The sequence below is a fragment of the Leucobacter chironomi DSM 19883 genome (genome assembly GCF_000421845.1).
In the GTDB taxonomy this organism is placed as follows: Bacteria; Actinomycetota; Actinomycetes; order Actinomycetales; family Microbacteriaceae; genus Leucobacter; species Leucobacter chironomi.
Genome location: NZ_ATXU01000007.1, coordinates 89,824 through 112,962 on the forward strand (window position 1 = coordinate 89,824; position 23,139 = coordinate 112,962).

Here is a 23,139-nt window from a genome sequence, read left to right on the forward strand (position 1 = left end):
CTTCGAGAAAGAGATGGATGAAGTGACTACGGAGAAGAATATGTCGACTATCGTCGTGGATTGCCTGGAGTACAGCAATCCCTCGCGCGAGCGGTTCGTCGAGTGGCGCGAGGGCGGCGTCGGCTGCGTGCACGTCACCGTCGCGGTCTGGGAGACGGCCCGCGAGACGCTGTCGGTGCTCGGCAGATGGAATGATCTGTTCGCCGAGAACGGCGACCTGGTCGCGCTCGCCACGAGCGCCCAAGACATCCGGGACATCGTGGCCTCGGGGCGCACGGCGGTGATGTTCGGGTTCCAGAACACCGCACCGTTCGAAGACGACATCCGACTCGTCCGCGTCTTCCACGACCTGGGGGTGCGCATCGTGCAGCTCACCTACAACACCCAGAACAGCATCGCCGCGGGCTGCTGGGAGGACGACGACGCCGGCCTCTCCACACACGTCGGGCGCCAGTTCGTGCGCGAGCTCAATGAGGTGGGCATGCTGATCGACCTCTCCCACTGCTCGGAGCGCACCTGCCTCGACACCATCGCCGAGAGCTCGGTTCCGGTGGCCGTCACCCACGCCAACCCGCTGGAGTTCGTCGGTTCGGCGGTCGAGCTCGGCCGCCGCCCCAAGTCGTCGGAGGTGCTCGAGCAGTTGACCGCGCGTGGCGGCGTGGTGGGGCTCAGCCCCTACGTGCGGATGCTCAAGAACGGCATCCGCACCACGGAGCAGGAGTTCGTGGACATGATCAGCTGGACCGTCGATCGCTTCGGAGTCGAGCACGTGGCGATGGGCACCGACTTCTACACCGGGTACGGAGTGGAGGCCGTGAAGTGGTGGCGCATGGGCCGTTGGGGCCGTGAGAGCCCGGTACCGATCGATGAGAGCGCGCCGGTCGTGGAGTGGCCCGCGTGGTTCCAATCGCCGACCGCGTTCCCCACCCTCATGGACAGCATGCGCCGCGCGGGCTTCACCGATCACGATCTCGGTCTGGTGATGGGCGGCAACTGGCTGCGCCTCTTCGACGAGATCTTCGATCGGCCGTCGGCATGACATCGCACGTCCTCGTCATCGGAGGGGGCCACAACGGACTCGTGGCCGCGAACTACCTGGCGATGACCGGGCACAGGGTGACGCTCGTCGAGCAGCGCGAGCGGCTCGGAGGCGTCGTGGGCCGCTTCGAATACATGCCGGGGTACGCCTCGTCGATCACCAACTCGCCCGGGTCGTTCGAGGGAGCGATCATGCAAGAGCTCCGCCTGCAGGACTTCGGGCTGCGCTTCCACCGACCCGAGACCACCCTCCTGCATCCCATGGATGACGGGCTCTTCGTCGGGTGGCGCGACCCGCAGCTCGTCGAGGAGCAGATGGAGCGGATGGCGCCCGGGGAGTTCGCCAGGCATCGGGAGCTGGTGTCACGGCTCGATCGTCTGGGGGAGCAGCTCGGCCTCTCGATGTGGGAGCGGCCGCTCGACCAACGGGCGGTGCTGGAGCGGATGGATCCCGGCCCCCGCGACGAGTTCCGGCGATCGATGATCGAGGGCTCGCTGGAGGATCTGCTCGACGAAGCCCTGCGGTCGGATCAGGTGAAGAGCCTGATGATGATGCTGGCGCTGAACGGGCAGCTGCTCTCTCCGCGGGCGCCGGGATCGGCGTTCGGCCTGATGCTGCGGCCCATCTCGCGGGCGTCGGGCGCCACCGATGTGCTGGGCATCCGCGATGTCCCCCTGCGAGGGTCGGTCGGGCTGCCGATCGGCTCGATGGCCGCCATCGTCGACGCGCTCGAGGCCGCCGCCCGCGCCCACGGCGTCGCGATCCGCACGGGAAGCGGGGTGGCGGAGCTGCAGTTCGACGATTCGGGGCGAGTCTCCGCGGCGGTGCTCGAGTCGGGTGGATCGGTCGAGCAGCTCGACGCGGTCGTCTCGACGGTCGAGACGTCGCGTCTGCACCGCATGATCCCGGACGACACGATCCCCGAGAGCGCGTGGCCGCCGGCGCCGGACGGATCCGCCTTCAAGATCGCCCTCGCCCTCGACGGCTTGCCATCGGTGGCGGGTGCGCCCGTCGGGGTGCCCGAGGAGGTGCTGCTCTCGACGCAGTTCCGGATCGGCCCGAACCCGAGGTACATCGCAGACGCGGTCGAAGAGGGGATCGCGGGCCGGCCCTCCGACAAGCCCATCATCTGGGGTCTGATCCCGAGCCTCACCTCGCCTGGCTTGGCCCCCGAGGGGCGGCACCTCATGAGCTTGAACGTATGGCACGCGCCGCATCAGCTCGGTGAGCGGTACTGGCGTGAGAACGGCGCGGCATTCGCCGATCGATGCGTCGCGCAGGTCGAGGCCGCGTTCCCCGGCCTGTCCGAGCGCATCACGGATCGCCGCTGGCTCGGACCGCACGATCTCGAACGTGAGTTCGGGCTCACCTCGAGCAACATCACCCACGGCGATCTGACGCCGGAGAACATGCTGAACGGCAGGCCGGGCGCCGAGCTGAGCGAGGGTCTCGAGCGGCGCGGCATCGTGCTCGGCGGCGCCGGATCCTGGCCGGGCGGCTATGTCACGGGCGCCCCGGGCCGAAGAGCAGCGCTGACCATTGCACGGAAGAAGGAGCCGACCAGATGAACGACCTGAACGAGTACCTCGTGAACATCCAGATCACGTGGCCGCGCGACCTGCCCGAGGACGTGATCGAGCGTCTCTCGGTCGAGGAGCGGAGGATGGCCGCGGTGCGCGCGGCCGAGGGGCATCTCGTGCGCATGTGGCGAGTGCCGGGGCGTCGGGAGAACTGGGGTCTGTGGCGAGCGGCGAACGCCACCCAGCTCCACGACATCCTGAGCGCACTCCCCGTGTGGCCCTACATGACCGTCACGGTGCATCCCCTTGCACAGCACGCCGTGGATCCCTTCATAGACTAAGCAGCATGAAGTCCATCGGTGTCATCGACATCGCTCGTGAGGCGGGTGTCTCGACGGCGACGGTGTCTCGCGTGCTCAACGGCTCGGAGCGCGTCTCCGACAGCACGCGCGCCCACGTGCTCGAGGTGATCGAGCGGCTCGGCTTCTCGCCGAACGCGTCGGCGTCGAACCTGCGACGCGGCCGGAGCGATGCGATCGGCATCGCGGTCGCCAGCATCTCGCAGCCCTGGTACGTGAAGCTGATCCGCGAGTTGCGGCGAGCGGTCACCGCTCGGGGCATGACCACCGTGGTCTACGATCTCGAGCACAGCAGCCGGGTGCTGATCGAGCACACGGAGAGCGCTCGGCGCCTGCGCCTGGCGGGGATGATCCTCGCCACCGGTGATCGTCTGGACGCCGCGAACGTGAACGCTTCGCTGCACCGTCTCGCCGGCAGCATGCCGCTCGTGGTGATCGGACAGCACCTCGACGACGCCACCTGGCCGACCGTCTACTTCGACGACGTCGCCGCCTCGGAGGCGGCGGCCGATGAACTGCTGGAGCGACGCAGCCGTCCGATGCTCTTCCTCGGCAGCTCGGCGAGGTCCTTCCTCAGCGATCAGCGTCGCGAGGGGGTGCGGCGCGCGCTCGAGGCGAGGCCGAAGCTGCTGCGCGACTCGACCTTCATCCAGCTCGACGGGCCCATGGACTTCGCCGCGGGGTACGACGAGGTCGTATCCCGTGCGGACGAGCTGCGCCGCTACGGGCTCATCTTCTGCGTGAACGACGAACTCGCGCTCGGGGCGCTGCGCGCCCTCGGGGAGCTGGGGCTGCGCGTCCCCGAAGACCTGATGGTGATCGGCTACGGCGACGTCGACATGCTTCCGTATCTGACGCCGTCGCTCTCGTCGCTCAGCGGCGACGTCAACGCCATTGCGGGAGACGCGCTCGAGGCGATCATGGCGGGCATCGCCGGTGAGGCAGTCTTCGACACGCGAGTGCACTCGCGACGCATCGTGCATCGGGAGTCGACGGAGGATCGCGCGGCGCGGGACGGATAGCCCCCACCCCCTTCAGCGCAGGATCGCGGCTGCCGCGGCGCGGGCCTCGGCGGTGTCGCGCGCGGCGATCACGGCGGCGGCGGCCTGCCGGCACTGCTCCAGGCTGACCTCGCGCAGCTGCGCGGCGACCGCGGGGATCGCCCGCGCGGCCATCGACAGGCTCGTCGCACCTGCGCCCACGAGCACTGCGGCGAGCAGCGGATCCGCGGCGGCTTCGCCGCAGACGCCCACCCCGCCGCCGACGGCGGCCCCGGCCGATCCGGCCCGGCCGATGAGTTCGACCACGGCGGGCTGCCACGGGTCGTTGAGCGCGGCCAGGCTGCCGAGCAGCCGATCCGCCGCCATCGTGTACTGCGCGAGATCGTTGGTGCCGAGGCTCACGAAGTCGATCACCTGGAAGAGCCGGTCGGCGAGCAGCGCGGCGGACGGCGTCTCGATCATCACCCCGACGTGAGCGATTCCGCGGGCGCGAGCCCGCTCGGCGAAATCGACGGCTTCCGCGACGGTCGCGACCATCGGGGCCATCACGGCGACCTCCGCACGCTCCTTCGCCGCGGCCGCGGCGATCGCGTCGAGCTGACGGTCGAGCAGGCCGGGCACGATCCACGAGGTGCGCAGCCCGCGCACGCCGAGCGCCGGGTTCTCCTCCTCGCCGGTCGGCACGAAGGCGAGCGGCTTGTCGGATCCCGCGTCGAGCGTGCGCACCACGACCCGCTTCCCCGGGAAGGCTGCGAGCACTCCGCGGTAGATCTCGATCTGCTCGTCGACGCTCGGCTCTTCGGCACGACCGAGGAAGCAGAACTCGGTGCGGAAGAGGCCGACGCCCTCGGCCAGCGCCCGCGCGCCCTCCTCGGCGTCGCCCGCCTTTCCGACGTTCGCGAGCAGCGGCACGCGGTGGCCGTCCGAGGTGCGACCCGCGCCGTCGAAGGGCGGGACCTCGACCCGCTCCGTGAGCGAGGCGAGCTGCTCGGGCGCGGGATCCCACACGAGTTCGCCGGTCGAACCGTCCACGAGCAGCGTCTCGCCCCCCGGCTCGGTCCAGGCGCCGCGGGCCGCGACCACCGCGGGGATGCCGCGCCCCCGCGCGAGGATCGCGGTGTGCGAGGTGGGGCCGCCCTCCTCCGTCACGAGGGCGAGGCAGAGCGCGGGATCGAGCAGTGCGGTGTCGGCGGGCGCGAGGTCGTGGGCGACGAGCACGTACGGCTCGTCGGTGTCGGGCAGCCCCGGGGGCTGCTGACCGGTGAGGTGCGCGACGATGCGGGCGCGCACGTCGAGGATGTCTGCGGCGCGCTCCGCGGTGCGGCCGCCGAGGCCGCGCAGGGTGTCGGCGGCGGTGCCGAAGGCCTCCCAGACCGCTCGCGGCGCGGGCACACCGGCGTGGATCCGCTGGCGGGCGGCCTCCCTGAGGTCTTCGTCGGCCGCGATCGCGGCACCCGCTTCGAGGATCGCGCGGCCCGTATCGCCTGCGCGCGCGGCCCGGCTCCGCAGGGTCTCGGCGACGGCGCCGGCCGCCTCCGCGACGCGCGCGCTTTCCGGCTCCCGCCCGTCCTCGGCGAGTTCCGGCCCCTCGGGCGGCTCAGCAACGGGGCCGGGCATCCGCACGACCCGGCCGGCCACGCGCCCGGGGCTCACACCCAGCGCGCCGCCACCGGGAGGCCCACCCGAAACGCTCCCGGCCTCCGGCGCGCCGCCGGGCGTCGCGTCCGCCGATGCCGGCGGGCGGGCGCCGCCCGCAGCGCCCTCGTCGGTGCGGGACGTCGGCGCGGCAGGCGCGGCGGCAGGTTCGGGATCGCACGGTTCGCCGAAGCCGTCGGCGAAGAGCGCGGCGAGCTCGTCGAGCAGGGCCGGGGCGTCGCCGCCGGTGGCTGTGAGCGTCAGCGTCTCGCCCTGCCGTGCACCGAGTGCGAGCAGCCCGGTGGGGCCGCCGACGCGCACCGGATCCTCGCCGGTGCGCGCGATCCGCAGCACGGCGTCCTTGCCCGCGAGCGCCGCGACGATGAGCGCGGCCGGTCGCGCGTGGATCCCATCGCGGTTGCGCACCACCACCTCGACGGTCGCGTCGGAGCGCGAGGGAGGAGCGCCCTCCGCCGCGGCCGAACCGGCGGCGTCGACGGCATCCGGATCCGCCCCAGCATCCTCCTCGACCAGGTGCGCACGTTTCGCCCCGAGCGCCCCGAGCGCCTCCGCGGCTACGGCGTCGAGCGTGGCCCCGGCCGCGGCGGTCACCACCGCGGCGAGCAGACCCTCCACGATCGGGGCGCTCGTGAGCCGCACGGGGGTCTCGCCGACGTCGGTGAACTCCAGGGCCATCTCGGCGCTGAGCACCGCCGAGCCCAGATCCATGAGCACGAGCACTCCGCCGCCCTCGGCCGCCGCTTCGCCGATCGCCTCGGCCACCCGCATCGCGTCCGTGCCGGTGCCGCCGTCGGCGGTGCCCGCCGCCAGCACCACCCGTGGCGGATCCGAGGGCGTCATCTCGAGGGCGAGCGCGGCCGCCGCCTCGGCGAGGGGAGCGCTGTGCGAGACCACGACGATGCCGACGCGTTCCGTCATGCTGGGACCTCCATGGGGTGGGGCGGGTGCGGTCGAAAGGCTGATTTCGCAGGCGGATCGGGGATTCGCGCTGCAAAATCCGCCTCTCGGCGGGGTTAGCTGGGGGCAGGGGCAGGGGCAGGGGCAGGGCAGCTCAGGCGGTCGCGGCGAGGGCCTCGAAGAGCAGGGCCGTTGAGGCGCTGCCCGGATCGATGTGCCCGGCCGAACGCTCGCCCAGATAGCTCGCACGGCCCTTGCGGGCGACCAGCGGCTCGGTCGCGTCGCGCCCCTCGGCGGCCGCGGCGCTCGCCGCCGCGAGCGCATCCCCGAGCGAACCCGAGGCCGCTGCCGCATCGTACGCGTCGAGCGCGGGCAGCATGGCGTCGACCATGGTCTTGTCGCCGGGCTCTGCCTTGCCGCGCTGCAGAACCCCCTCGGAGCCCGCCCGCAGTGCGGCCCCGAGCGCTGCCGCGTCGAGCTCGGCCACCGCGCCGGCGCTCGCGCCCATGCGCAGGAAGAAGGTGCCGTAGAGCGGCCCGCTCGCGCCGCCCACCGAGGAGACGAGCGTCATGCCCGCCGTCTTGAGCAGGGCATCGGCGGTGGCGGCGGGATCCTGCCCGATCTTGTCGACCACGGCCGCCATGCCGCGAGCCATGTTCGCCCCGTGGTCGGCGTCGCCGATGGCCGAGTCGAGCTCGGTGAGGTATTCGCGCTGCTCGGCGACGCGATCGGCGAAGCCCGTGAGCCAGCGGGTGAGGGTGTCGACGGTGATGGTGTTCGTCATGATGCCTTCCTGTGCGTGACGGGGCCGGAGACCGGGATCGCGGGCGCTCAGGCGAGCCAGCGCAGACCGGGGGTGCGCACGGGCGCGTCCCAGAGCTGCAGGATCTCGTCGTCGGCCGCGAGCAGCGTGACCGAGCAGCCGGCCATGTCGAGCGAGGTGATGTAGTCGCCCACGAGGGTGCGGGCCACCTCGACGCCGGCGCGTTCGAGCAGTTCGGCGACCTCGCCGTACATGAGGTGCAGTTCGCTGAGCGGCGTGCCGCCCATGCCGTTGAGCATCACGATCACGGGCTCGCCCGTGAAGTCGCGGTCGGCGAGGATCGGCTCGACCAGTTGCGCCGCGATCTCCGAGGCGGGCGCGAGCGGCACCCGCTTGCGGCCCGGCTCGCCGTGAATGCCCACGCCCATTTCGATCTCGTCCTCCGGGAGGTCGAAGGTGGGCTTGCCCGCGGCGGGCACCGTGCAGCTCGTGAGCGCCATGCCCATCGAACGGCCCCGCTCGTTCAGCTTCTCGGCGAGTGCCGTGACGGCCGCGAGATCCCGCCCCTCCTCGGCTGCCGCGCCCACGATCTTCTCCATGAGCACGGTGAGACCGACACCGCGGCGCCCCGCGGTGTACAGCGAATCCTGCACGGCCACGTCGTCGGCGACGACCACCGTCGAGACCTCGACGCCGGTTTCGGCCGCGGCGATCTCGGCCGCCATCTCGAAGTTCATGACGTCGCCCGTGTAGTTCTTCACGATGTGCAGTACGCCGGCGCCGCGATCCGCGCCCTTGGTCGCCGCGACCACCTGATCGGGTGTCGGCGAGGTGAACATCTCCCCCGCGCAGGCGGCGTCGAGCATGCCGAGGCCCACGAAGCCCCCGTGCAGCGGCTCGTGGCCGGAACCGCCGCCCGAGAGCAGCGCCACCTTGCCCTGCGCCTTCGGCTCGCGCCGGTAGATCACGCGGTGCTCGTGATCGACGTCGAGCTCGGGGTGGGCCTTCGCGAGGCCGCGAAGCGCGTCGGCGAGCACGTCCGCCGGATCGTTGATGAGCTTTTTCATGACTGCAACCTCCACGTCGAGATGAGTGTTCAAGCTGATCGCGGCGGAGGCGGCGGGCCGACGGGCGACCTCGCCTGCGAACTTCCGTCGACACTGCCGATACTTCTAGATCGGGCGGGGGCTGTCAATGGTGCGAGGGCCGGATCGCCCGCCGTGACCGCGGGTGAAATCGAGTGCGAAGCCGCTCGTGCAGCTTCCCCGGGCGAGCGCCGGCCGGTACAAATGATGGAGGGCTCCGACGCCCGCCAGAGAGGGCACGACCATGGAACGCATGCTCCGCATCACCGGGCGCTTCGTGCGCACCGACCTCGACTGCACAGGTGAGAACGCCGATCCGGCCTCCGCCCCCGGGGCGATGCTCGTCGAAGACGGCCGGATCGTCGCCATCGGCGCGCACGACGAAGTGCCAGCACCCGCCGGTGCGCGCCACCTCGACCTCGGCGAGGGCTGGGCGATCCCTGGCCTCATCGAACCGCACGGCCACCCCTCCGAAGCCGCACTGCTGATGGGCGACGGCATCATCGACATCCGCCCCGTCACCATCGCAAGCGCCGACGAGGTGTGGGGCAGCATCAGGCGCGCGCTCGCCGCCGACCCCCGACCCGACCGCGTGCTGGCGAACGGCTGGGATCCGCTGCTGCAGCGCGGGCTCGTGCCGCCCACCCGCGCCGATCTCGACGCGCTCGCGGGCGACATCCCGCTCGTCATCGTGCACAACTCCCTGCACTCCGCCTACTTCAACACCGCCGCCGCCCGCGAGGCAGGCGTCGACCGCGACACCCTCGACCCCGCCGGCGCCTCGTACGGGCGCGACTCCTCGGGCGAGCTGAGCGGCGTCGCCTACGAAGCTGCGGCCGTGGCGCGGATCGCGGGCCCCGTCATGGAAGCCGTGCGAGCGCAGCTGCCCGAACGCATGGCCGCGCACCTGGCAGAGGTGCGACGACACGGCATCACCACCATCGCCGATCTCTCCTGGAGCGCGGAGCTCGGGCCGCTGTTCGACGGCCTGCACGCGGCCGGGCGCCTCCCCGTGCGGGTGCGCGGCTACGAGATGTCCAGCCCGGGCGCGCAGGCGACGCGGCCCCGGGACAACGGCGACGCGCGGGTGCGGCAGACCGGCATCAAGGTGTGGAGCGACGGATCGCCCTGGGTGGGCAACATCGCGACCTCCTTCCCCTACCTCGATACCGAGGCGACGCGCGCCATCGGGCTCGAACCCGGCCACATCGGGAAGGCGAACTACACCACCGAGCAGCTCATCGACATCGGAGCCCAGTACGCGGGCGAGGGCTGGCAGCTCGCCTGCCACTCCCACGGCGACGTCGCCATCGACAGCACCCTCGACGCCTACGAGGAGCTGATCCGGCGGTTCGCGCTGCGCGACCACCGCTTCCGCGTCGAGCACTGCGGGCTCATGACCCCGGCGCAGTTCCGCCGCGCCGCCGCGCTCGGCGTCACGGTGAGCATCTTCGTCGACCACATCACCTACTGGGGCGACGTGCTCATCGACGACCTCTTCGGCGATCGGGGCGCGAGTTGGGCCGACGCCGGCGCCGCCTTCGCGGCCGGACACCGCGCCACCTTCCACAACGACGGCACGGTCACACCGTACGAACCGCTGCGCAATATGGCCGTCGCCGAGACCCGCACCTCGCGCACCGGCCGGCATCTCGACGGCGGCACGCCGGTCACCCGACTCGACGCGCTGCGAGCCCACACCGCGAACGCCGCCTGGCAGTTGCGCAGCGAGCACGAGATCGGGGCGCTCGTGCCCGGGCTCCGCGCAGACTTCACCGTGCTCGACGTCGATCCGCGCACCGCAGCGCCCGAAGCGCTCGCGGGCGCGCGGGTGCTCGCCACCGCCGTCGACGGCGAACTCGGCTAGCTCGCGTCTCGCGGCAGCGGATCGGCGCGGCGGAGAGCCGGCGCGGCGAACTCGGCTAGAGCAGGCCGATCTGCCGCGCGCGCAGCAGGGCATCGGCGCGGCAGGAGACCTGCAGCTTGCGGTAGATGCTGCGCGTCTGCGACTTGATCGTGTTGACCGAGACGTGGAGCGCGCCCGCGACCTCCTCGATCGAGGCGTCGCCCGCGAGCTCGGCCAGCACCAGTGACTCGCGCCGGGAGAGCTTCTCGAAGGCCTCGGTCTCGGTCTCGAACGGAGCGCTCACCGGTTCGATCCACATGCTCGCCGGTACGAGTGAGCGCAGCAACCGCAGATCGGTGGCGGGCACCCATGACAGCGGCAGCCGGTTGCTCGTGCGGTCGAGGGCGTACAGGGCCTGTTCGAGCAGCGCGGCCGCGTACCCGGTGTTGCCGAGCCGCGCGTGCGCCGCAGCGCTCAGCAGCAGGTGCTGCGCCTGATGCGCCGGGTAGAGCCGGGAGGGGTCGAGCTCACCGAGCAGGGCGGAGGCCTCCTCGGGCTGCGAGGAGAGCAGCGCCAGGCGTGCCCGGGCGAGCCTGGTGACGGGCGCCTCACTCTTGTGCGCGAGCAGGGTCCGGGCGCGCAGCAGGTCGCCGGTGGCCAGGAGCAGGTCGGCGTGCAGGGTACGCAGCTCTTCGGCCCACCCCGAGCTCAGCGGGTACGAGCTGAGGGCGTTGCGAGTCGCCTCCAGCTCTTCGAGCCCGCGGGCGGCCTCGCCGCCGACCAGGCGCACCACGCCCCGCGTCCAGGCGACGAGCGGCCACTGCTCGAACTCGTCGATTCGCTTTGCGATGGGCTGCAGCGCGTGCATCGCACCGACCCGATCGTCTCGGTTCGCCGCTGACAGCGCAGACGCGAGGTGCCAGTCGAGCGCGTAGAGCGAGCCCTCCCAGCCACTCCACGGCGATGTGCCGATCATCGCGATCTCGCGCTCCGCGCCCACCAGGTCGCCGGTGTAGGCGCGCACGAACGACAGCACGGACCGGGTGTGGAACGGCCGACCGGGGTGCGGGTCGCCCTCCATTCCGCCGGCGAGCTCGAGCGCCCGCGAGATGCGGTGCGCGAGCAGCGCGGTGATGACGATCTGCAGATTGCCCGCGTAGAGCCACGATGCGCCGCTCGGGCTGCCGGCGTGCTCGATGATGTGCGCGAATCTTTCGCCGGCGCGGAACGCCTCGTCGTAGTTGCGGCTCACGCGCATTCCGCCGAATCGGGCGAGCGCCACGAACTTCGCCTCCGCGCTGCCGGCCACCGTCGAACGCCGCGACAGCTCGGTGAGGCCGATCCGCAGCAGCTGCTTGATGCGCTGGGTCGGCACGATGGCGCTCTCGCTGAGCGCGATCGAGAGCGTGATGGGCACGCCGCCCTCGCGCTTGAGCCGCTCGGGTGAGAGCGGGCTCAGGAGGGCGATCACCTCGGCCGGGCGGAACTGGCTGAGTTCCGAGAAGTGCCGTGCGAAGTGGGGGAATACCAGGTGGTCCATGCCGCCGTCGACGAGCAGTGCGAGCGTCTCGACGGGGTCGGCGAGATCGCGCAGCTGGTCGAAGGCGATGCGCCGCACCTCGGCGACGCGTTCGGCGCTCAGCTCCTGCTGCGCCCGGTGGCGCAGTGCGGAGGAGACGAGAGCGTGCATGAGGAACACCGGGCGGCCGCGGCGCAGAGCGATGCGCCCCAGCCCGCGCTCCTCGAATGATTCGACGGTGGACCATCCCCGGCCGGTGCCGCTCAGGCGCGTGGCGAGGGCCTCGTCGACCTCGGGGCAGAGGGCGACGGCCAGTGCGAGAGCCTCCTCGTCGGCCTCCTCGAAGCGCGGCGTGAAGTCGACGAGCACCGCGGTGACGCCGCGCTCGATCTCGTCGAGCGCGGGGCGGCGGGACCTGCCGGTCGAGAGCCCGTCCATGACCGAGAGCGCGAGCCGCACCGCCAGCGAGTGGCCGCGGGTCGTGCGTTCGAGCACCGTGAGTTCGGTGTCGGTGATGGGGTAGGGGAGGGCAGCGGCGAGCTCGGCGATCTCTTCACGGGTGAAGGCGAGCTCTTCGGAGCCGATGACGGTGGTCTCGATGGCGGTCGAGGTGAGCGGCGACTCGAAGCGCGTGCGCTGACGGGTGGTGGCGATGATGCGCAGGGGCGGTGCGACGCGCGTGAGCGAGACCAGCTGATCCTGCAGCGAGTCGTCGGCGAGGTGCAGGTCGTCGAGCACGAGCGCCACCCGGGACTCGGCGCGCAGCAGCGTCGAGGCGAGCAGCGAGGGGGCGTTCTCGGGCGAGATGAAGCCGCTCATGTAACCGTCGGCGAGGTGCTGGAAGGTATCGGGGGCCGTGGCGCGGAGCGCCGCGAAGGTGCGGAGCCAGAAGCTGCGGGGGTCGATGATGCCCTCGTCGAGCGTCACCCACGCGATGGCGGCGTTCTGCTGGTCCCTCATCCAGCGCGCGATGAGAGCGGTCTTGCCCGCGCCGCCTTCTGCCCGCACGACGACCACACGGCCGCCGCCTTCGATCTTTGCGAGTAGGCGGTCGCGGCGCAGATGGCCCGGTGCGTCCAGCGGCACCGCGGTCTTGCTTTTGGGGTCACCAACCACAGTGTTGTCCCTTCCGCAGACAGGTGCCCCGGCGGAAACGTCCCTCGCGCTCCCTCCACAGGCATGTTCCGACTTCGGCCTTCCCCGCTATACAGCTTAACCCGAATGTTATCTCTGCCGGTTCGGGCTGCGGCCCGCGGAAACATGCGGGGTGCCGAGAGGGCTCCAGATTCTCTCTGGTGCCGCATAGAGACTCTGTGATCACCCTGCTGCGCACGAGCAGTACACTCGGAGCGAGATCGCACGCCGGGGCGCACCCGGCCATCCATCACCTGGAGGAATCAATGAAGATTCGCTACGCAGTTCCCGCCCTCGCCGCCGCCGCGTTGCTCACGCTCACCGGTTGCGTCAACAACGCGGAGTCGGAGGGGAGCGGCACCGGAGGCGGTGCGCAGGCCTCGTCGATCGAGGCGGATCAGGCCGCGGTCGACCTGCTGCCCGACGAGCTCAGGGAGTCCGGCGTGCTGCGCATCGGCACGGACGCGGAGTACCCGCCGAACGAGTTCAAGGACGCCGACGGCAACCCCACCGGTTGGGGCGTCGAGCTCGCAGAGGCGGTCTCCGCGAAGCTCGGCCTCGAGCCCGAGTGGGAGATCCTCGGCTTCGACAGCATCATCCCGCGCATCCAGGAGGGTGCGCTCGACATGGGCTCCTCCTCGTTCACCGACACGGTCGAACGGCAGAAGTCGGTCGACTTCGTCAACTTCCTCAACGCGGGCACCCAGTGGGCTGCGGCGACCGGTTCGGACGTCGACCCCGACAACGCCTGCGGCCTGACGATCGCCGTGCAGGCGACCACCGTGCAGGACACCGAGGAGCTGCCGGCGAAGTCGAAGGCGTGCACCGATGCGGGCAAGGAGGCGATCGAGGTGCTGCGCTTCGACGGCCAGCCCGAGGCCACGCAGGCCGTGGTGGACGGGCGCGCCGACGCATTCTCGGCCGACCTGCCCGTGACGGGCGACGCGGTCGCCAAGCTCTCGGGACAGCTCGAGACCGTGGGCGAGGTCTTCGACGCGGCGCCGTACGGCTTCGCGACCCAGAAGGACAGCGACACCACGAAGGCCGTGCAGGCCGCCCTGCAGTCGCTCATCGACGACGGCACCTACCTCAAGATCCTGACCGCGGCGGGCATCGAGGCGGGCGCGCTCGACGAGGCCACGATCAACGCGGCCAAGAACTGACAGCCGACTCCGGCCGCGGCGGGTCGGGGCGGTCGCCCCGGCCCACCGAGGCCGCCGTGCTTCGCACGGTCCGCACTCCGTCATCGACGACGCTGATACGAATTCAGGAAGTGAGTCATGTCACATCTCCCATCCGAGGGCGGAGGCGGCCGAGGCCCCGACGCCCATGCCACGCCTGAGGCGATTCAGGCCATCCGGCTGAGGCACCCCTGGCGGATGACCTTCGCCGTGGTGATCGTGCTGATCGCCGGCCTCTTCATCTACGACACCGCGGTCAACCGCCCGGTCTACAACTGGCCCGAGGTCGGCAAGTACCTCTTCGACACCCGCATCGTCACCGGCGCGGGTTACACCCTCCAGCTCACGATCTACTCGATGATCATCGCCATCGTGCTGGGCGTCGCGATCGCGGTCATGCGGCAGTCGCCAAACCCGGTGGTGAAATCGGTCGCCTGGGTCTACCTCTGGCTGTTCCGCGGCACCCCGGTCTACGTGCAGCTCGTGTTCTGGGGCCTCATCCCCACCATCTACAAGACGATCACGCTGGGCATCCCGTTCACGGAGGCCGTCGCGACGATCAGCACGAAGGACCTGCTCAGCTACTTCACCCTCGCGATCATCGGCCTGGCGCTGAACGAGGCCGCCTACATGGCCGAGATCGTGCGCGCCGGGCTGCTCTCGGTCGACAAAGGCCAGAGCGAGGCGGCGACCGCCCTCGGTCTCGGCTGGTGGCACACCATGCTCCGCGTGGTGCTGCCCCAGGCCATGCGCGTGATCATCCCGCCGACCGGCAACGAGGTCATCTCGATGCTGAAGACCACCTCGCTGGTCGCGGCGGTGCCGTTCACGCTCGACCTCTACGGCCGCTCCCGCGACATCACCGCGGTGACCTATCAGCCGGTCCCGATGCTCATCGTCGCCTCGATCTGGTACCTCGCGGTCACCTCGATCCTCATGGTGGGCCAGTACTACCTCGAGAAGCACTTCGCGAGGGGCGTCGAGCAGCGACCCGACGTCATGAAGCCGACGGTCGAGACGCAGACGATCGGCGTCGTCGGCGTCGAGGACACGGGCACGCCGACCTATCCGAGCACCGCGGGCGAGACCATCGTGCCCCCGCACAACCGACCCGGAGGTGGCGCATGAACGTGCACGCGACCGACACGCCGATGGTGAAGGCCGAGGCCGTGTCGAAGTCCTACGGCTCCAACGAGGTGCTGAAGTCCATCTCGCTCGAGGTGCAGCGCGGCGAGGTGCTCTGCCTCGTCGGCCCCTCGGGCTCGGGGAAGTCGACCTTCCTGCGCTGCATCAACCACCTCGAGACGATCAACGCCGGCCGGCTCTGGGTCGACGGCGAGCTCGTGGGGTATCGGCAGAGCGGCGACAAGATCTACGAGATGCACCCGAAGGAGGCGGCGAAGCAGCGGCGCGACATCGGCATGGTGTTCCAGCGCTTCAACCTCTTCCCGCACATGACGGCGCTCGAGAACGTGATGATCGCCCCGACGCTGCTCAAGAAGGGCAGCAAGGCGACGCTGCAGTCGCGGGCGATGGAGCTGCTCGCACGGGTGGGGCTCGCGGAGCGCCACGACTACTACCCGGCCCATCTCTCCGGCGGTCAGCAGCAGCGCGTCGCGATCGCCCGGGCGCTCGCGATGGAGCCGAAGCTGATGCTCTTCGACGAGCCCACCTCCGCGCTCGACCCCGAGCTCGTGGGTGAGGTGCTCGAGGTCATGAAGGGGCTCGCGCAGAGCGGTATGACGATGATCGTCGTGACGCACGAGATGGGCTTCGCCCGCGAGGTCGCCGACAAGCTGGTGTTCATGGACGGCGGCGTGGTCGTCGAAGCGGGTGACCCCGTCGAGGTGCTCACGAACCCGCAGCGGGAGCGCACCAAGGCGTTCCTCTCGAAGGTGCTGTAGGCGCGCCCCCGCCGAGCACAACTGTTGCAGCGAGACTGACTGTTCCAGAGGCCCTGAAAGAGTCAGTCTCGCTGCAACAGTCATTTCCGGGGTGCGGATAGCGGGGCGCGAGCACCCCGGCGGATGGCGGGGGATCAGAGCTCGGGCACGTGCAGGCCGAAGGCGCTCAGGCGTTCGCGGAGCCTGCGAGCCGTGCCGATGCTGCCCCAGCCCCAGCGCAGCACGGCCTTGCGGTGCAGGCCCCGCACCTCGTCCTCGCGCTCCTTCTCATCGAGCAGCACCTGCTCGAGCGTGCGCCCGTTGCGATAGGCGGGATCGGTGTACTTGATCCGCCCGTCCATCTCGCCGAAGCAGGCCTGCCCGACGAAGTCGAAGTCCATGCGATGGGTCGCGCCGTGGAGACCGGCCACCGCGACCTGGAAATCGAACGGAATCTTGAGCCGCACGAGCTGCAGGCGGCTCACGCTCTCGGCGACGGAATCCGCACGCGGGTCGGCGAGCTCGATGATGCGGCGGGCTCGACGCGCGCCTCGCGCACCGCGTCGTTCGTGGAGCAGCGCGAGCTGCGACTCGCGCCATTGCTCGGTCCGCTCGGCCTGCGCGGCTTGCCCCGCCCGGGCGTGGGGCAAGCCGACGAGCAGGCGAAGCGCGCGGTCGGCGCACCCGAGTGCGAGCTCGGGAGCGGCGAGTCGGGCGAGATCGCGCACCGTGCGGCTGAGCGTGGTGACGCGCAGACCCGCGACCGTGGTGATGTCGCTCTCGTCGTAGGGTTCGGAGTGGCGGATCACCGCTCCGCGGCTGCGCCCAGGCCGGTCGGGCGGGGTGAGGACGTGCACCGGCTGAGGGGAGCTCCTGGCGAGGCCGTAGAGCGGTAGGTTCCACACGGCGGCGGCCGACAGATGCGAGAAGGTGGGCGGGCGCGCGGCCCCGAGCGCGGCGGCGGCCAGAGTGCGGGCGAGGAGGCGGTGCGGTTCGTGCAGCTCGTCCCACAGAGTGCGCTCCATGTAGCAGCCGCGCATCACGCGCACGAGCATCCCTGCTGCCGTCATGGCGCGCAGCTCTCGGTCGCCGAGCTCTCCGTCGAGCTGCCGTCGTCGGAGGATCAGTGCTGCTTCGAGCTGCCTGATACGTTGCGCATGGTCCATGCCGAGCATGCTCGCACTCGGGACCGCCGCGCGGCGCTCGTCGGCGAGGAATGTGGACAGTTCTCGCGGTCCCGAGCAATTCGGCCGATTGTGAGCGGAGTGGGCTCCCCGCCCGGTGCCCCGTCCGAACCGACTATTTCAGCGAGCCCGACGGTTTCGGAGCCTCTGGAACAGTCGGGCTCGCTGGAACAGTCGCGCTCCAGTGCGGATCGCGGCGCCGGCCCCGGCCTCAGGCGTTGACGCCGAGGTCGCGCTTGATCTTGGTGGTCGACACGCCCTCGGTGCGGTCGAGGTAGATCACCTCGCAGTAGGGGCGCAGGATCTCGAAGCGCTCGTCGCCCTCCCAGTCGCCGCCCATGACCACGGCGTCGATCTCGTACTTCTGCACGTCGCGGATCTTCTGGTCCCACGACTCCTCGGGGATGACGAGGTCGACGTAGCGCACGGCCTCGAGCATGTTCTTGCGGGTCTCGAAGTCGTGGTAGGTCTTCTTGCCCTTGCCGGCGTTGAAGTCCTCGGTGGAAGCGGCGACCACGAGGTAGTCGCCGAGATCGCGCGCGCGCTTGAGCAGCCGGATGTGACCCCAGTGCAGGAGGTCGAAGGTGCCGTAGGTGAGGATCCGCTTCATCTCTCTATCGTAAGCCGCGCCGCCCGCGTACCCTGGAAGTACAGGGCCGCGGCCTGAGCGGCCTGCGAACGAGGAGGTCACGATGCAGTTCGACGATGATCGTCGCGGCCCGGATCACGAATCGGATCCCGCGCACAGCGATGAGCTCGGCCACGAATGGGTCGACGAGGGCGGTGCCTCGCACCTCGGGCCCGCCACCCACCTCGGCTCGGGTCGGCCTCACGGCGACGACGACGAAGAGGAGTGAGCCGCACGGGGGCGGTTCCCGCCGCGGGTCCGCGCGTCAGACGGCGACGGTGAGCACGAGCACACCGGCGACCGCCGAGACGAGCGCGATGAGCAGTGCGACGCCGATCAGCACGGCGTGCACGCGGTAGAACGCGGTGGGGCGGCCCTGCTCGTCGCGGGCGCGCGGATCCTTCGTGACGCGCGTCCAGAAGCGCGGCCAGACGATCACGTTGTAGACGGCGTTGAGGAGCAGCACGATGCCTGCGAAGACGACCATGCCCCCAGCCTAGGGTGTGTCTCGCAGATCGTTGCCGTTGCGAGCAGCGTTTGGGCGGGGCGCCTCGCAAGGCGGAGGAGGACGGTTTGCTGGGTGTAAATCTGACAACGACAACGCAGCGAGGCGCCCTGAACAGGCGCGCGCAGTAGGCAAGGATCTGCGAGACACACCCTACGGCCTCACCCACCGGCGCCCACCGCGCGCGAGCCGAGTCCTATGCCCGGCCGGAGGCGCGTGACGCGGCGACCCCGAAGCCGAGCTCGCAGAGCGCCACGGCGATGAGCAGCGCGAGGATGACCGACCAGTCGAGTCCCGTCTGCGCGAGCAGGCCGAGCAGCAGGGGGCCGGCGGCGGCGAAGGCGTAGCCGATGCCCTGACTGACGGCCGAGAAGCTGGCGGTCTGCGCGACGCTGGGCGCTGTGAAGACGATGAGCGCGATCGCGAGGCCGAACGCCGCGCTCTGAGCGACTCCGAGCACCGCGACCGCCACCGGAGCGAGGGGGAGCGGGCCGAAGGCGAGGGCGGCGAGCCCGACGGCCGAGAGCAGTGCGATCCCCGCGATGAGTTTCGTGCGCAGCCGCGGCCGCGAGGCGAGGGTCGGGGCGAGCAGAGAGGCGGGGAGGCCTGCCACGCTGAGCCAGGCGAGCAGGAGCCCGGCCTGGGCGGGCGCCATGCCGCGGTCGACGGCGATCGTGGGCAGCCACGCGGTGAGCGAGAAGTAGATGAGGGCCTGGGAGCCGAAGAACCCGGTCACCGGCCAGATGCCGGGCGCCCGGAAGACCGATTGGCGGGGGCTTGCGGGGTCGCGGCGGCGGCCGGGGCCGGGAGCGCCGAGTCGGGGGCCGAAGGCGAGGGCGAGGGCGAGGGCGATGAGCAGCGGAATCCCCCAGCTCATGAGCGCGGCGCCGACGCGCTCGCCGAGCAGGTGCAGCATCGGCACGGCGAAGGCAGCCCCGGCGGCGGCGCTCACGCCGAAGGAGGTCGTGTAGACCCCGGTCCAGAAGCCGCCGCGGTGGGGCAGAGCATGCCGGATGATCTGCGGGGCCAGGATCCCGAGCAGTGCGATTGCTGCTCCGACGACCACGGTGCCGACGAAGAGCAGCGGTGGCGCGAGCGGCCGCAGCAGCGTGGCGAGGGCGAGCGCGGCGAGCAGCAGCGTGATCGCGCGCGTGAGCCCGAGCCGTGCGACGAGCAGCGGAGCGAGGGGCGATGCGAGGCCGAAGAGCAGCACGGGGATCGCGCTCAGCACGGCGAGCCCGGAGGCCGGCAGTTCGTAGGCGCGTCCGATCTCGCCGAGGAGGGGGGAGACGGAAGTGATGGGGAAGCGGACGCTCAGCCCGACGGCGAGGATCAGGATCCCGGCCGCGACCCCCTGGCGCCGCTCAGGGGAGATCATCGAGGAGACGCTCCTGCTGCTCGAGCACGCCGAGGGCGGCGGCCTGCGCGGCGTCGGGGTCTCCGGCCGCGATGGCGCGGAAGAGGGTCTCGTGCATGTCGTAGCGGTCGGGGTCGTCGCCGTGGGCGAGGCAGGAGGCGTCGGTGACGGACTCCCGGATGGATCCGTCGAAGCTCGCGTAGATGTCGGAGAGCAGGCGGTTCCCCGAGATTCGGGCGATGCCGAGGTGGAACGCGACGTCGGCGTCGGCGAAGGCGAGGGTGTCGCTCGCGGCGATGGCGTCGCGTCGGGCTTCGAGGTGCGCGGCGAGGGTGTCGAGGTCCGTCTGCGTGCGCGCCGTGGCCGCTTCGCGGGCCGCGAGGGCGTCGAGGGCCTGGCGCACCCGGATCACCTCGAGGCTGTCGGCGGATCGGAGGGCCCGGCGCAGGGCGACCTGGGTCGGATCGGTTGCGATGAGGTAGGTGCCGTCGCCCTGGCGGGTTTCGAGCAGCCCGAGTTGCACGAGGGCTCGCACCGCCTCGCGCACGGAGGGGCGGCTGACTCCGAGCGTCGTGGTGAGCTCCGCTTCGGAGGGGATCTTGTCGCCGATCGACCATCGACCCTGGCTGATTTCGCGCTTCAGCTCGTCGACGACGGTGTCGACGAGTGATCGTCGTTGAATTTGTCGCACGTGTCACATCCTTGCAGATTCGATTGGTTATATGGTTATCATATGTCTGACGAGTTGTCCGGCGCCATCCCCGGCGCCGACCACTCCGCACCGAGACCCCCGAGAAAGGCTCACCAATGACGGCGACCTCAGCATCCGCACCGCTGCGCACTCCCGGACTCGTCGATGCCCACATCCACCCGGACAAGACGACGTGGGGCGGCGGTTGGCTCTCCCGCTGGCCCGCGGCGACACTGCAGGACCTCATCGACAACGATCGCGCCACCCAGTTCTCCTTCGAGCGCAGCGTCGAAGAACGGGCCTACTCGCTGCTCTCGCACGCCCTCGAGAACGGCACCCTGGCGATGCGCGCCCACGTCGATGTGTCCACCGAACTCGGTACCGCGAACATCGAAGGCGTGCGGGCCGCAGCCGAGCGGCTCGCACCCCACCTCACCGTGCAGATCGTCGCCTTCCCGCAGTTCGGGCTGCTCACGAACCCCGGCACCCTCGACGTGATGGCGGCCTCGCTCGACTGCGGCGCAGACCTCGTCGGCGGCATCGACCCCATCGGCCTCGAAGCCGACATGCACGGCCACCTCGACGCGATCTTCGGACTCGCCGACCGTGCCGGACGCGACCTCGACATCCACCTCCACGACGAGGGCGAGCAGGGGCTCCAGCAGATCCGCGAGATCGCGGCCCGCACCATCGCCGGCGGGCGGCAGGGCCGCGTCACCATCGGCCACGCCTTCGCCCTCTGCGACACCTCGCTGCCCGGCCTGGGCGAGACGCTCGACCGCGTCGCCGAGGCCGGGATCTGGATCGCGAGCTGCGCCCTCGGCCCCGACCCCGTGCCCGATATCGACCTCCTCGAACGGCACGGCGTGAATCTCGCAGCGGGATCCGACGGTGTGCGCGACTCGTGGAGCCCGTTCGGCACCGGCAGCATGGTGGATCGCGCCCACCTGCTCGCCTATCGCACCGGCGCGATCACCGACGCGGAGCTCGAGCGCGCCTTCCGGCTCGCATCGACTGCCGGCGGCGCGATGCTCGGCATCCCCGAGATCGCCGAGTGGCAGGGGCCCGAGAGCCGCACCCGGCTCGAGTTCGACGCCGCGAGCATCGCCGAACTCGTCGTCGACCGCCCCGCCCCGCTGCGCGTGCTGCGCGACGGCCACCAGATCTGAGCGGCGATCCGCCGACCACCGAAACCGAAGAACTCACCAGACGGAACAAAGGAGTACCCGTGTTCACACACAGCACCCGCAAGCGGCGCAGCCTCACCCTCGCAGGGGCGGCTGCCGCCGCCGCGCTGACCCTCACCGCCTGCGCCGGCGGCGGGGCCGGCGGCGCAGCAGGAGCCCAGGGCGGCGGCCTCGACGTCGACCTCAGCAACCTCGCCACCACCACCGAGCCGGGCACGCAGCCCGTCGACGTCGTCAACTGGAACCTGCCCTACGAGCCGCTCTCGATCGACCCCTGGTTCTCGTTCAACTACGCCGAGAACACGGTGATCGCGAACATGTGCGAGAGCCTCATGCGCATGAACCCCGACCTGAGTAGCTCGCCCGGGCTCGCGGAGTCGGTCGCCACCCCCGACGACACGACCTACGTCTACACGCTGCGCGACGGCGTCACCTTCTGGGACGGCACCCCGCTCACCCCCGCCGACGTCGTCTACTCGCTCGGCCGCCAGGTCGGCCCCGAGACGCCGTCGTACTACAACGAGTACTTCCTCTCCGTCGAGTCGGTCGAGCAGACCGGCGACCGCGAGGTGACCGTCAAGCTGAAGCAGCCCGACGCCCTCTTCGAGCAGGCGATGTCGGTCGCCGCCGGCGCCATCGTGCAGAAGGCCGCCGCCGAAGCCGCGGGCGAGCAGTTCGGCACGCCCCAGGGCGGCATGCAGTGCACCGGCCCCTTCGCGCTCGACGCCTGGAACGCCGGCAAGTCGATCGACCTCGTCAAGAACGAGAACTACTGGGACGCCGAGCTGGCGCCCAAGGTCGAGAAGCTCTCGTTCAGCTTCATCGCCGACGAGAGCACCGCGATCAACGCGCTGCGCTCGGGCGACGTCGACGGCCAGTTCTTCTACCTGCCGCCGACCGGCCTCGGCCAGCTCGAGTCGAGCGACGCCGTGACCACCACCTACGGCAAGTCGTTCGTGTTCTGGACGCTCGCGAGCGCGACCGAAGAAGGCCCCTTCGCCGACCCCCGGGTGCGCGAGGCGCTGCTGCAGTCGATCGATCGCCAGGCTGTTGCCGACGTGGTCTTCCAAGGCGCAGCCATCGCGGCCCCGACACTCGCCGGCCCCGACTACTGGGGCGACCGCGCCGACATCTTCGAACCCGCCTGGAGCGAGTTCAGCGCGAAGTCGGATCCCGCGAAGGCGAAGGAACTGCTCGGCGAGGTGGGCGACCTCTCGAAGCCGATCACCATCGCGATCCAGGGGTCGTCGGCGGTGCACGAGCAGACCGCGAACCTGCTGCAGGCCGCCGGCCAGGCCGTCGGCCTCACCATCGAGACGAAGGTCGTGCCTGTCGAGCAGTACGGCAACCTCTACTTCGATCCCGAGGCGCGCAAGGGCATCGATGCCTTCTTCACCACCTGGTACGGCAACGTCACCGATCCGCTCGACGTCTACCAGGTCTTCACCGAGGGCGGCATGAGCAACTTCGGCGACTACACCGAGGTGAGCGACCTCGTCGCCGAGGCCCGCGCCGAGCTCGACCCCACCGCCCGCGCCGAGCTCACCAACGAGATCCAGGCGAAGGTGACCGAGGAGCTGCCGTGGATGCCGCTCAACTACATGCCCACCATCCTCGTCCAGAACGACCGCATCTCGGGTGCGACGGCTTCCGTCGCCTACCTCTACTACCCCTGGGCGGCCACGATCGGCGGCGTGGAGTAAC

Annotated in this window: 20 protein-coding genes and 1 pseudogene; 11 read left to right on the forward strand and 10 right to left on the reverse strand. The window is 70.8% G+C overall.

Annotated features, from left to right (window positions below):
* Window positions 1-40: 40 nt before the first annotated feature.
* Genes H629_RS0109210 through H629_RS0109225 form a run of 4 tightly spaced genes read left to right on the forward strand, consistent with a single transcriptional unit; the run spans window position 41 to window position 3,940 of the window.
* Entirely contained in the window at window positions 41-1,039 is a 999-nt protein-coding gene (locus H629_RS0109210; protein ID WP_084705389.1) for a membrane dipeptidase, read from the forward strand.
* Complete coding sequence (locus H629_RS0109215; RefSeq protein WP_024356979.1) at window positions 1,036-2,607, forward strand: phytoene desaturase family protein; 1,572 nt, start codon at window positions 1,036-1,038, stop codon at window positions 2,605-2,607. The genes H629_RS0109210 and H629_RS0109215 overlap by 4 nt, the downstream gene beginning before the upstream one ends.
* A complete protein-coding gene (locus H629_RS0109220; protein WP_024356980.1) occupies window positions 2,604-2,900 on the forward strand; it encodes a muconolactone Delta-isomerase in 297 nt (98 codons plus the stop codon). Before H629_RS0109215 ends, H629_RS0109220 begins: the two co-directional genes overlap by 4 nt.
* Window positions 2,901-2,905: 5 nt before the next feature.
* Window positions 2,906-3,940 carry a LacI family DNA-binding transcriptional regulator gene (locus tag H629_RS0109225; RefSeq protein ID WP_024356981.1) on the forward strand — a complete coding sequence of 345 codons (1,035 nt, stop codon included), beginning with the start codon at window positions 2,906-2,908 and terminating at the stop codon, window positions 3,938-3,940.
* A 12-nt stretch (window positions 3,941-3,952) separates the two neighbouring features.
* Here H629_RS0109225 and H629_RS15780 read toward each other — a convergent pair whose 3' ends face one another.
* The 4 genes and pseudogenes from H629_RS15780 to dhaK all read right to left on the reverse strand — a co-directional run bounded on the left by H629_RS15780 (window position 3,953) and on the right by dhaK (window position 8,302).
* Entirely contained in the window at window positions 3,953-5,578 is a 1,626-nt protein-coding gene (locus tag H629_RS15780) for a putative PEP-binding protein (RefSeq protein WP_029746799.1), read from the reverse strand.
* A 186-nt stretch (window positions 5,579-5,764) separates the two neighbouring features.
* Window positions 5,765-6,493 (reverse strand): annotated as a pseudogene (gene dhaM / locus H629_RS15785) (dihydroxyacetone kinase phosphoryl donor subunit DhaM); the annotation flags it as partial.
* A gap of 133 nt (window positions 6,494-6,626) precedes the next feature.
* Entirely contained in the window at window positions 6,627-7,256 is a 630-nt protein-coding gene (dhaL, locus tag H629_RS0109235; RefSeq protein WP_024356983.1) for a dihydroxyacetone kinase subunit DhaL, read from the reverse strand.
* A gap of 47 nt (window positions 7,257-7,303) precedes the next feature.
* On the reverse strand, window positions 7,304-8,302 hold the full coding sequence (gene dhaK / locus H629_RS0109240; protein ID WP_024356984.1) for a dihydroxyacetone kinase subunit DhaK: 999 nt from the start codon (window positions 8,300-8,302) through the stop codon (window positions 7,304-7,306).
* Window positions 8,303-8,564: 262 nt separating this feature from the next.
* On the opposite strand from dhaK, the gene H629_RS0109245 reads away from it, so the two are divergent.
* Window positions 8,565-10,187: an amidohydrolase gene (locus H629_RS0109245; protein WP_240471085.1), complete on the forward strand. Its 1,623-nt coding sequence runs from the start codon at window positions 8,565-8,567 to the stop codon at window positions 10,185-10,187.
* Between the two features lie 55 nt (window positions 10,188-10,242).
* Here the strand turns inward: H629_RS0109245 and H629_RS0109250 are convergent, their stop codons facing one another.
* The gene (locus H629_RS0109250) at window positions 10,243-12,801 is read right to left on the reverse strand and encodes a LuxR C-terminal-related transcriptional regulator (RefSeq protein ID WP_152485688.1); all 2,559 of its coding nucleotides are present in this window, start codon (window positions 12,799-12,801) and stop codon (window positions 10,243-10,245) included.
* 284 nt (window positions 12,802-13,085) lie between these two features.
* Between H629_RS0109250 and H629_RS0109255 the strand changes: the two genes are divergently transcribed.
* The 3 genes from H629_RS0109255 to H629_RS0109265 all read left to right on the forward strand — a co-directional run bounded on the left by H629_RS0109255 (window position 13,086) and on the right by H629_RS0109265 (window position 15,904).
* Window positions 13,086-13,982 carry an ABC transporter substrate-binding protein gene (locus tag H629_RS0109255; protein WP_024356987.1) on the forward strand — a complete coding sequence of 299 codons (897 nt, stop codon included), beginning with the start codon at window positions 13,086-13,088 and terminating at the stop codon, window positions 13,980-13,982.
* A 117-nt stretch (window positions 13,983-14,099) separates the two neighbouring features.
* The gene (locus H629_RS0109260) at window positions 14,100-15,128 is read left to right on the forward strand and encodes an amino acid ABC transporter permease (protein WP_024356988.1); all 1,029 of its coding nucleotides are present in this window, start codon (window positions 14,100-14,102) and stop codon (window positions 15,126-15,128) included.
* Window positions 15,125-15,904: an amino acid ABC transporter ATP-binding protein gene (locus H629_RS0109265; protein WP_029746800.1), complete on the forward strand. Its 780-nt coding sequence runs from the start codon at window positions 15,125-15,127 to the stop codon at window positions 15,902-15,904. Before H629_RS0109260 ends, H629_RS0109265 begins: the two co-directional genes overlap by 4 nt.
* Window positions 15,905-16,038: 134 nt before the next feature.
* On the opposite strand, the gene H629_RS0109270 is transcribed toward H629_RS0109265, so the two are convergent.
* Both H629_RS0109270 and tagD read right to left on the reverse strand, forming a co-directional pair.
* Window positions 16,039-17,049, reverse strand: a complete 1,011-nt coding sequence (locus H629_RS0109270; RefSeq protein ID WP_152485689.1) for a hypothetical protein — start codon at window positions 17,047-17,049, stop codon at window positions 16,039-16,041.
* A 229-nt stretch (window positions 17,050-17,278) separates the two neighbouring features.
* Entirely contained in the window at window positions 17,279-17,677 is a 399-nt protein-coding gene (gene tagD, locus H629_RS0109275) for a glycerol-3-phosphate cytidylyltransferase (protein ID WP_024356991.1), read from the reverse strand.
* An 82-nt stretch (window positions 17,678-17,759) separates the two neighbouring features.
* On the opposite strand from tagD, the gene H629_RS15390 reads away from it, so the two are divergent.
* Window positions 17,760-17,924 carry a hypothetical protein gene (locus H629_RS15390; protein WP_161608011.1) on the forward strand — a complete coding sequence of 55 codons (165 nt, stop codon included), beginning with the start codon at window positions 17,760-17,762 and terminating at the stop codon, window positions 17,922-17,924.
* A gap of 36 nt (window positions 17,925-17,960) precedes the next feature.
* Here H629_RS15390 and H629_RS0109285 read toward each other — a convergent pair whose 3' ends face one another.
* From H629_RS0109285 to H629_RS0109295, 3 genes are all read right to left on the reverse strand, one after another.
* Window positions 17,961-18,182, reverse strand: coding sequence for an SCO4848 family membrane protein (locus H629_RS0109285; RefSeq protein ID WP_024356992.1), 222 nt, complete (start codon window positions 18,180-18,182; stop codon window positions 17,961-17,963).
* A 214-nt stretch (window positions 18,183-18,396) separates the two neighbouring features.
* Window positions 18,397-19,578, reverse strand: a complete 1,182-nt coding sequence (locus H629_RS0109290) for an MFS transporter (protein ID WP_024356993.1) — start codon at window positions 19,576-19,578, stop codon at window positions 18,397-18,399.
* The gene (locus tag H629_RS0109295) at window positions 19,565-20,248 is read right to left on the reverse strand and encodes a FadR/GntR family transcriptional regulator (RefSeq protein WP_024356994.1); all 684 of its coding nucleotides are present in this window, start codon (window positions 20,246-20,248) and stop codon (window positions 19,565-19,567) included. The genes H629_RS0109290 and H629_RS0109295 overlap by 14 nt, the downstream gene beginning before the upstream one ends.
* 116 nt (window positions 20,249-20,364) lie before the next feature.
* Between H629_RS0109295 and H629_RS0109300 the strand changes: the two genes are divergently transcribed.
* Both H629_RS0109300 and H629_RS0109305 read left to right on the forward strand, forming a co-directional pair.
* Entirely contained in the window at window positions 20,365-21,417 is a 1,053-nt protein-coding gene (locus H629_RS0109300) for an amidohydrolase family protein (protein WP_029746803.1), read from the forward strand.
* A 59-nt stretch (window positions 21,418-21,476) separates the two neighbouring features.
* Window positions 21,477-23,138: an ABC transporter substrate-binding protein gene (locus H629_RS0109305; RefSeq protein ID WP_024356995.1), complete on the forward strand. Its 1,662-nt coding sequence runs from the start codon at window positions 21,477-21,479 to the stop codon at window positions 23,136-23,138.
* Window position 23,139: the final 1 nt, after the last annotated feature.

Excerpts from the sequence above, each read along its gene's own strand:
- H629_RS0109210 (WP_084705389.1), top strand. The coding sequence starts at position 41 with ATGTCGACTATCGTCGTGGATTGCCTGGAGTACAGCAATCCCTCGCGC.
- H629_RS0109215 (WP_024356979.1), top strand. The coding sequence starts at position 1,036 with ATGACATCGCACGTCCTCGTCATCGGAGGGGGCCACAACGGACTCGTG.
- H629_RS0109220 (WP_024356980.1), top strand. The coding sequence starts at position 2,604 with ATGAACGACCTGAACGAGTACCTCGTGAACATCCAGATCACGTGGCCG.
- H629_RS0109225 (WP_024356981.1), top strand. The coding sequence starts at position 2,906 with ATGAAGTCCATCGGTGTCATCGACATCGCTCGTGAGGCGGGTGTCTCG.
- dhaL (WP_024356983.1), bottom strand. The coding sequence starts at position 7,256 with ATGACGAACACCATCACCGTCGACACCCTCACCCGCTGGCTCACGGGC.
- dhaK (WP_024356984.1), bottom strand. The coding sequence starts at position 8,302 with ATGAAAAAGCTCATCAACGATCCGGCGGACGTGCTCGCCGACGCGCTT.
- H629_RS0109245 (WP_240471085.1), top strand. The coding sequence starts at position 8,565 with ATGGAACGCATGCTCCGCATCACCGGGCGCTTCGTGCGCACCGACCTC.
- H629_RS0109255 (WP_024356987.1), top strand. The coding sequence starts at position 13,086 with ATGAAGATTCGCTACGCAGTTCCCGCCCTCGCCGCCGCCGCGTTGCTC.
- H629_RS0109260 (WP_024356988.1), top strand. The coding sequence starts at position 14,100 with ATGTCACATCTCCCATCCGAGGGCGGAGGCGGCCGAGGCCCCGACGCC.
- H629_RS0109265 (WP_029746800.1), top strand. The coding sequence starts at position 15,125 with ATGAACGTGCACGCGACCGACACGCCGATGGTGAAGGCCGAGGCCGTG.
- H629_RS0109270 (WP_152485689.1), bottom strand. The coding sequence starts at position 17,049 with ATGGACCATGCGCAACGTATCAGGCAGCTCGAAGCAGCACTGATCCTC.
- tagD (WP_024356991.1), bottom strand. The coding sequence starts at position 17,677 with ATGAAGCGGATCCTCACCTACGGCACCTTCGACCTCCTGCACTGGGGT.
- H629_RS15390 (WP_161608011.1), top strand. The coding sequence starts at position 17,760 with ATGCAGTTCGACGATGATCGTCGCGGCCCGGATCACGAATCGGATCCC.
- H629_RS0109285 (WP_024356992.1), bottom strand. The coding sequence starts at position 18,182 with ATGGTCGTCTTCGCAGGCATCGTGCTGCTCCTCAACGCCGTCTACAAC.
- H629_RS0109290 (WP_024356993.1), bottom strand. The coding sequence starts at position 19,578 with ATGATCTCCCCTGAGCGGCGCCAGGGGGTCGCGGCCGGGATCCTGATC.
- H629_RS0109300 (WP_029746803.1), top strand. The coding sequence starts at position 20,365 with ATGACGGCGACCTCAGCATCCGCACCGCTGCGCACTCCCGGACTCGTC.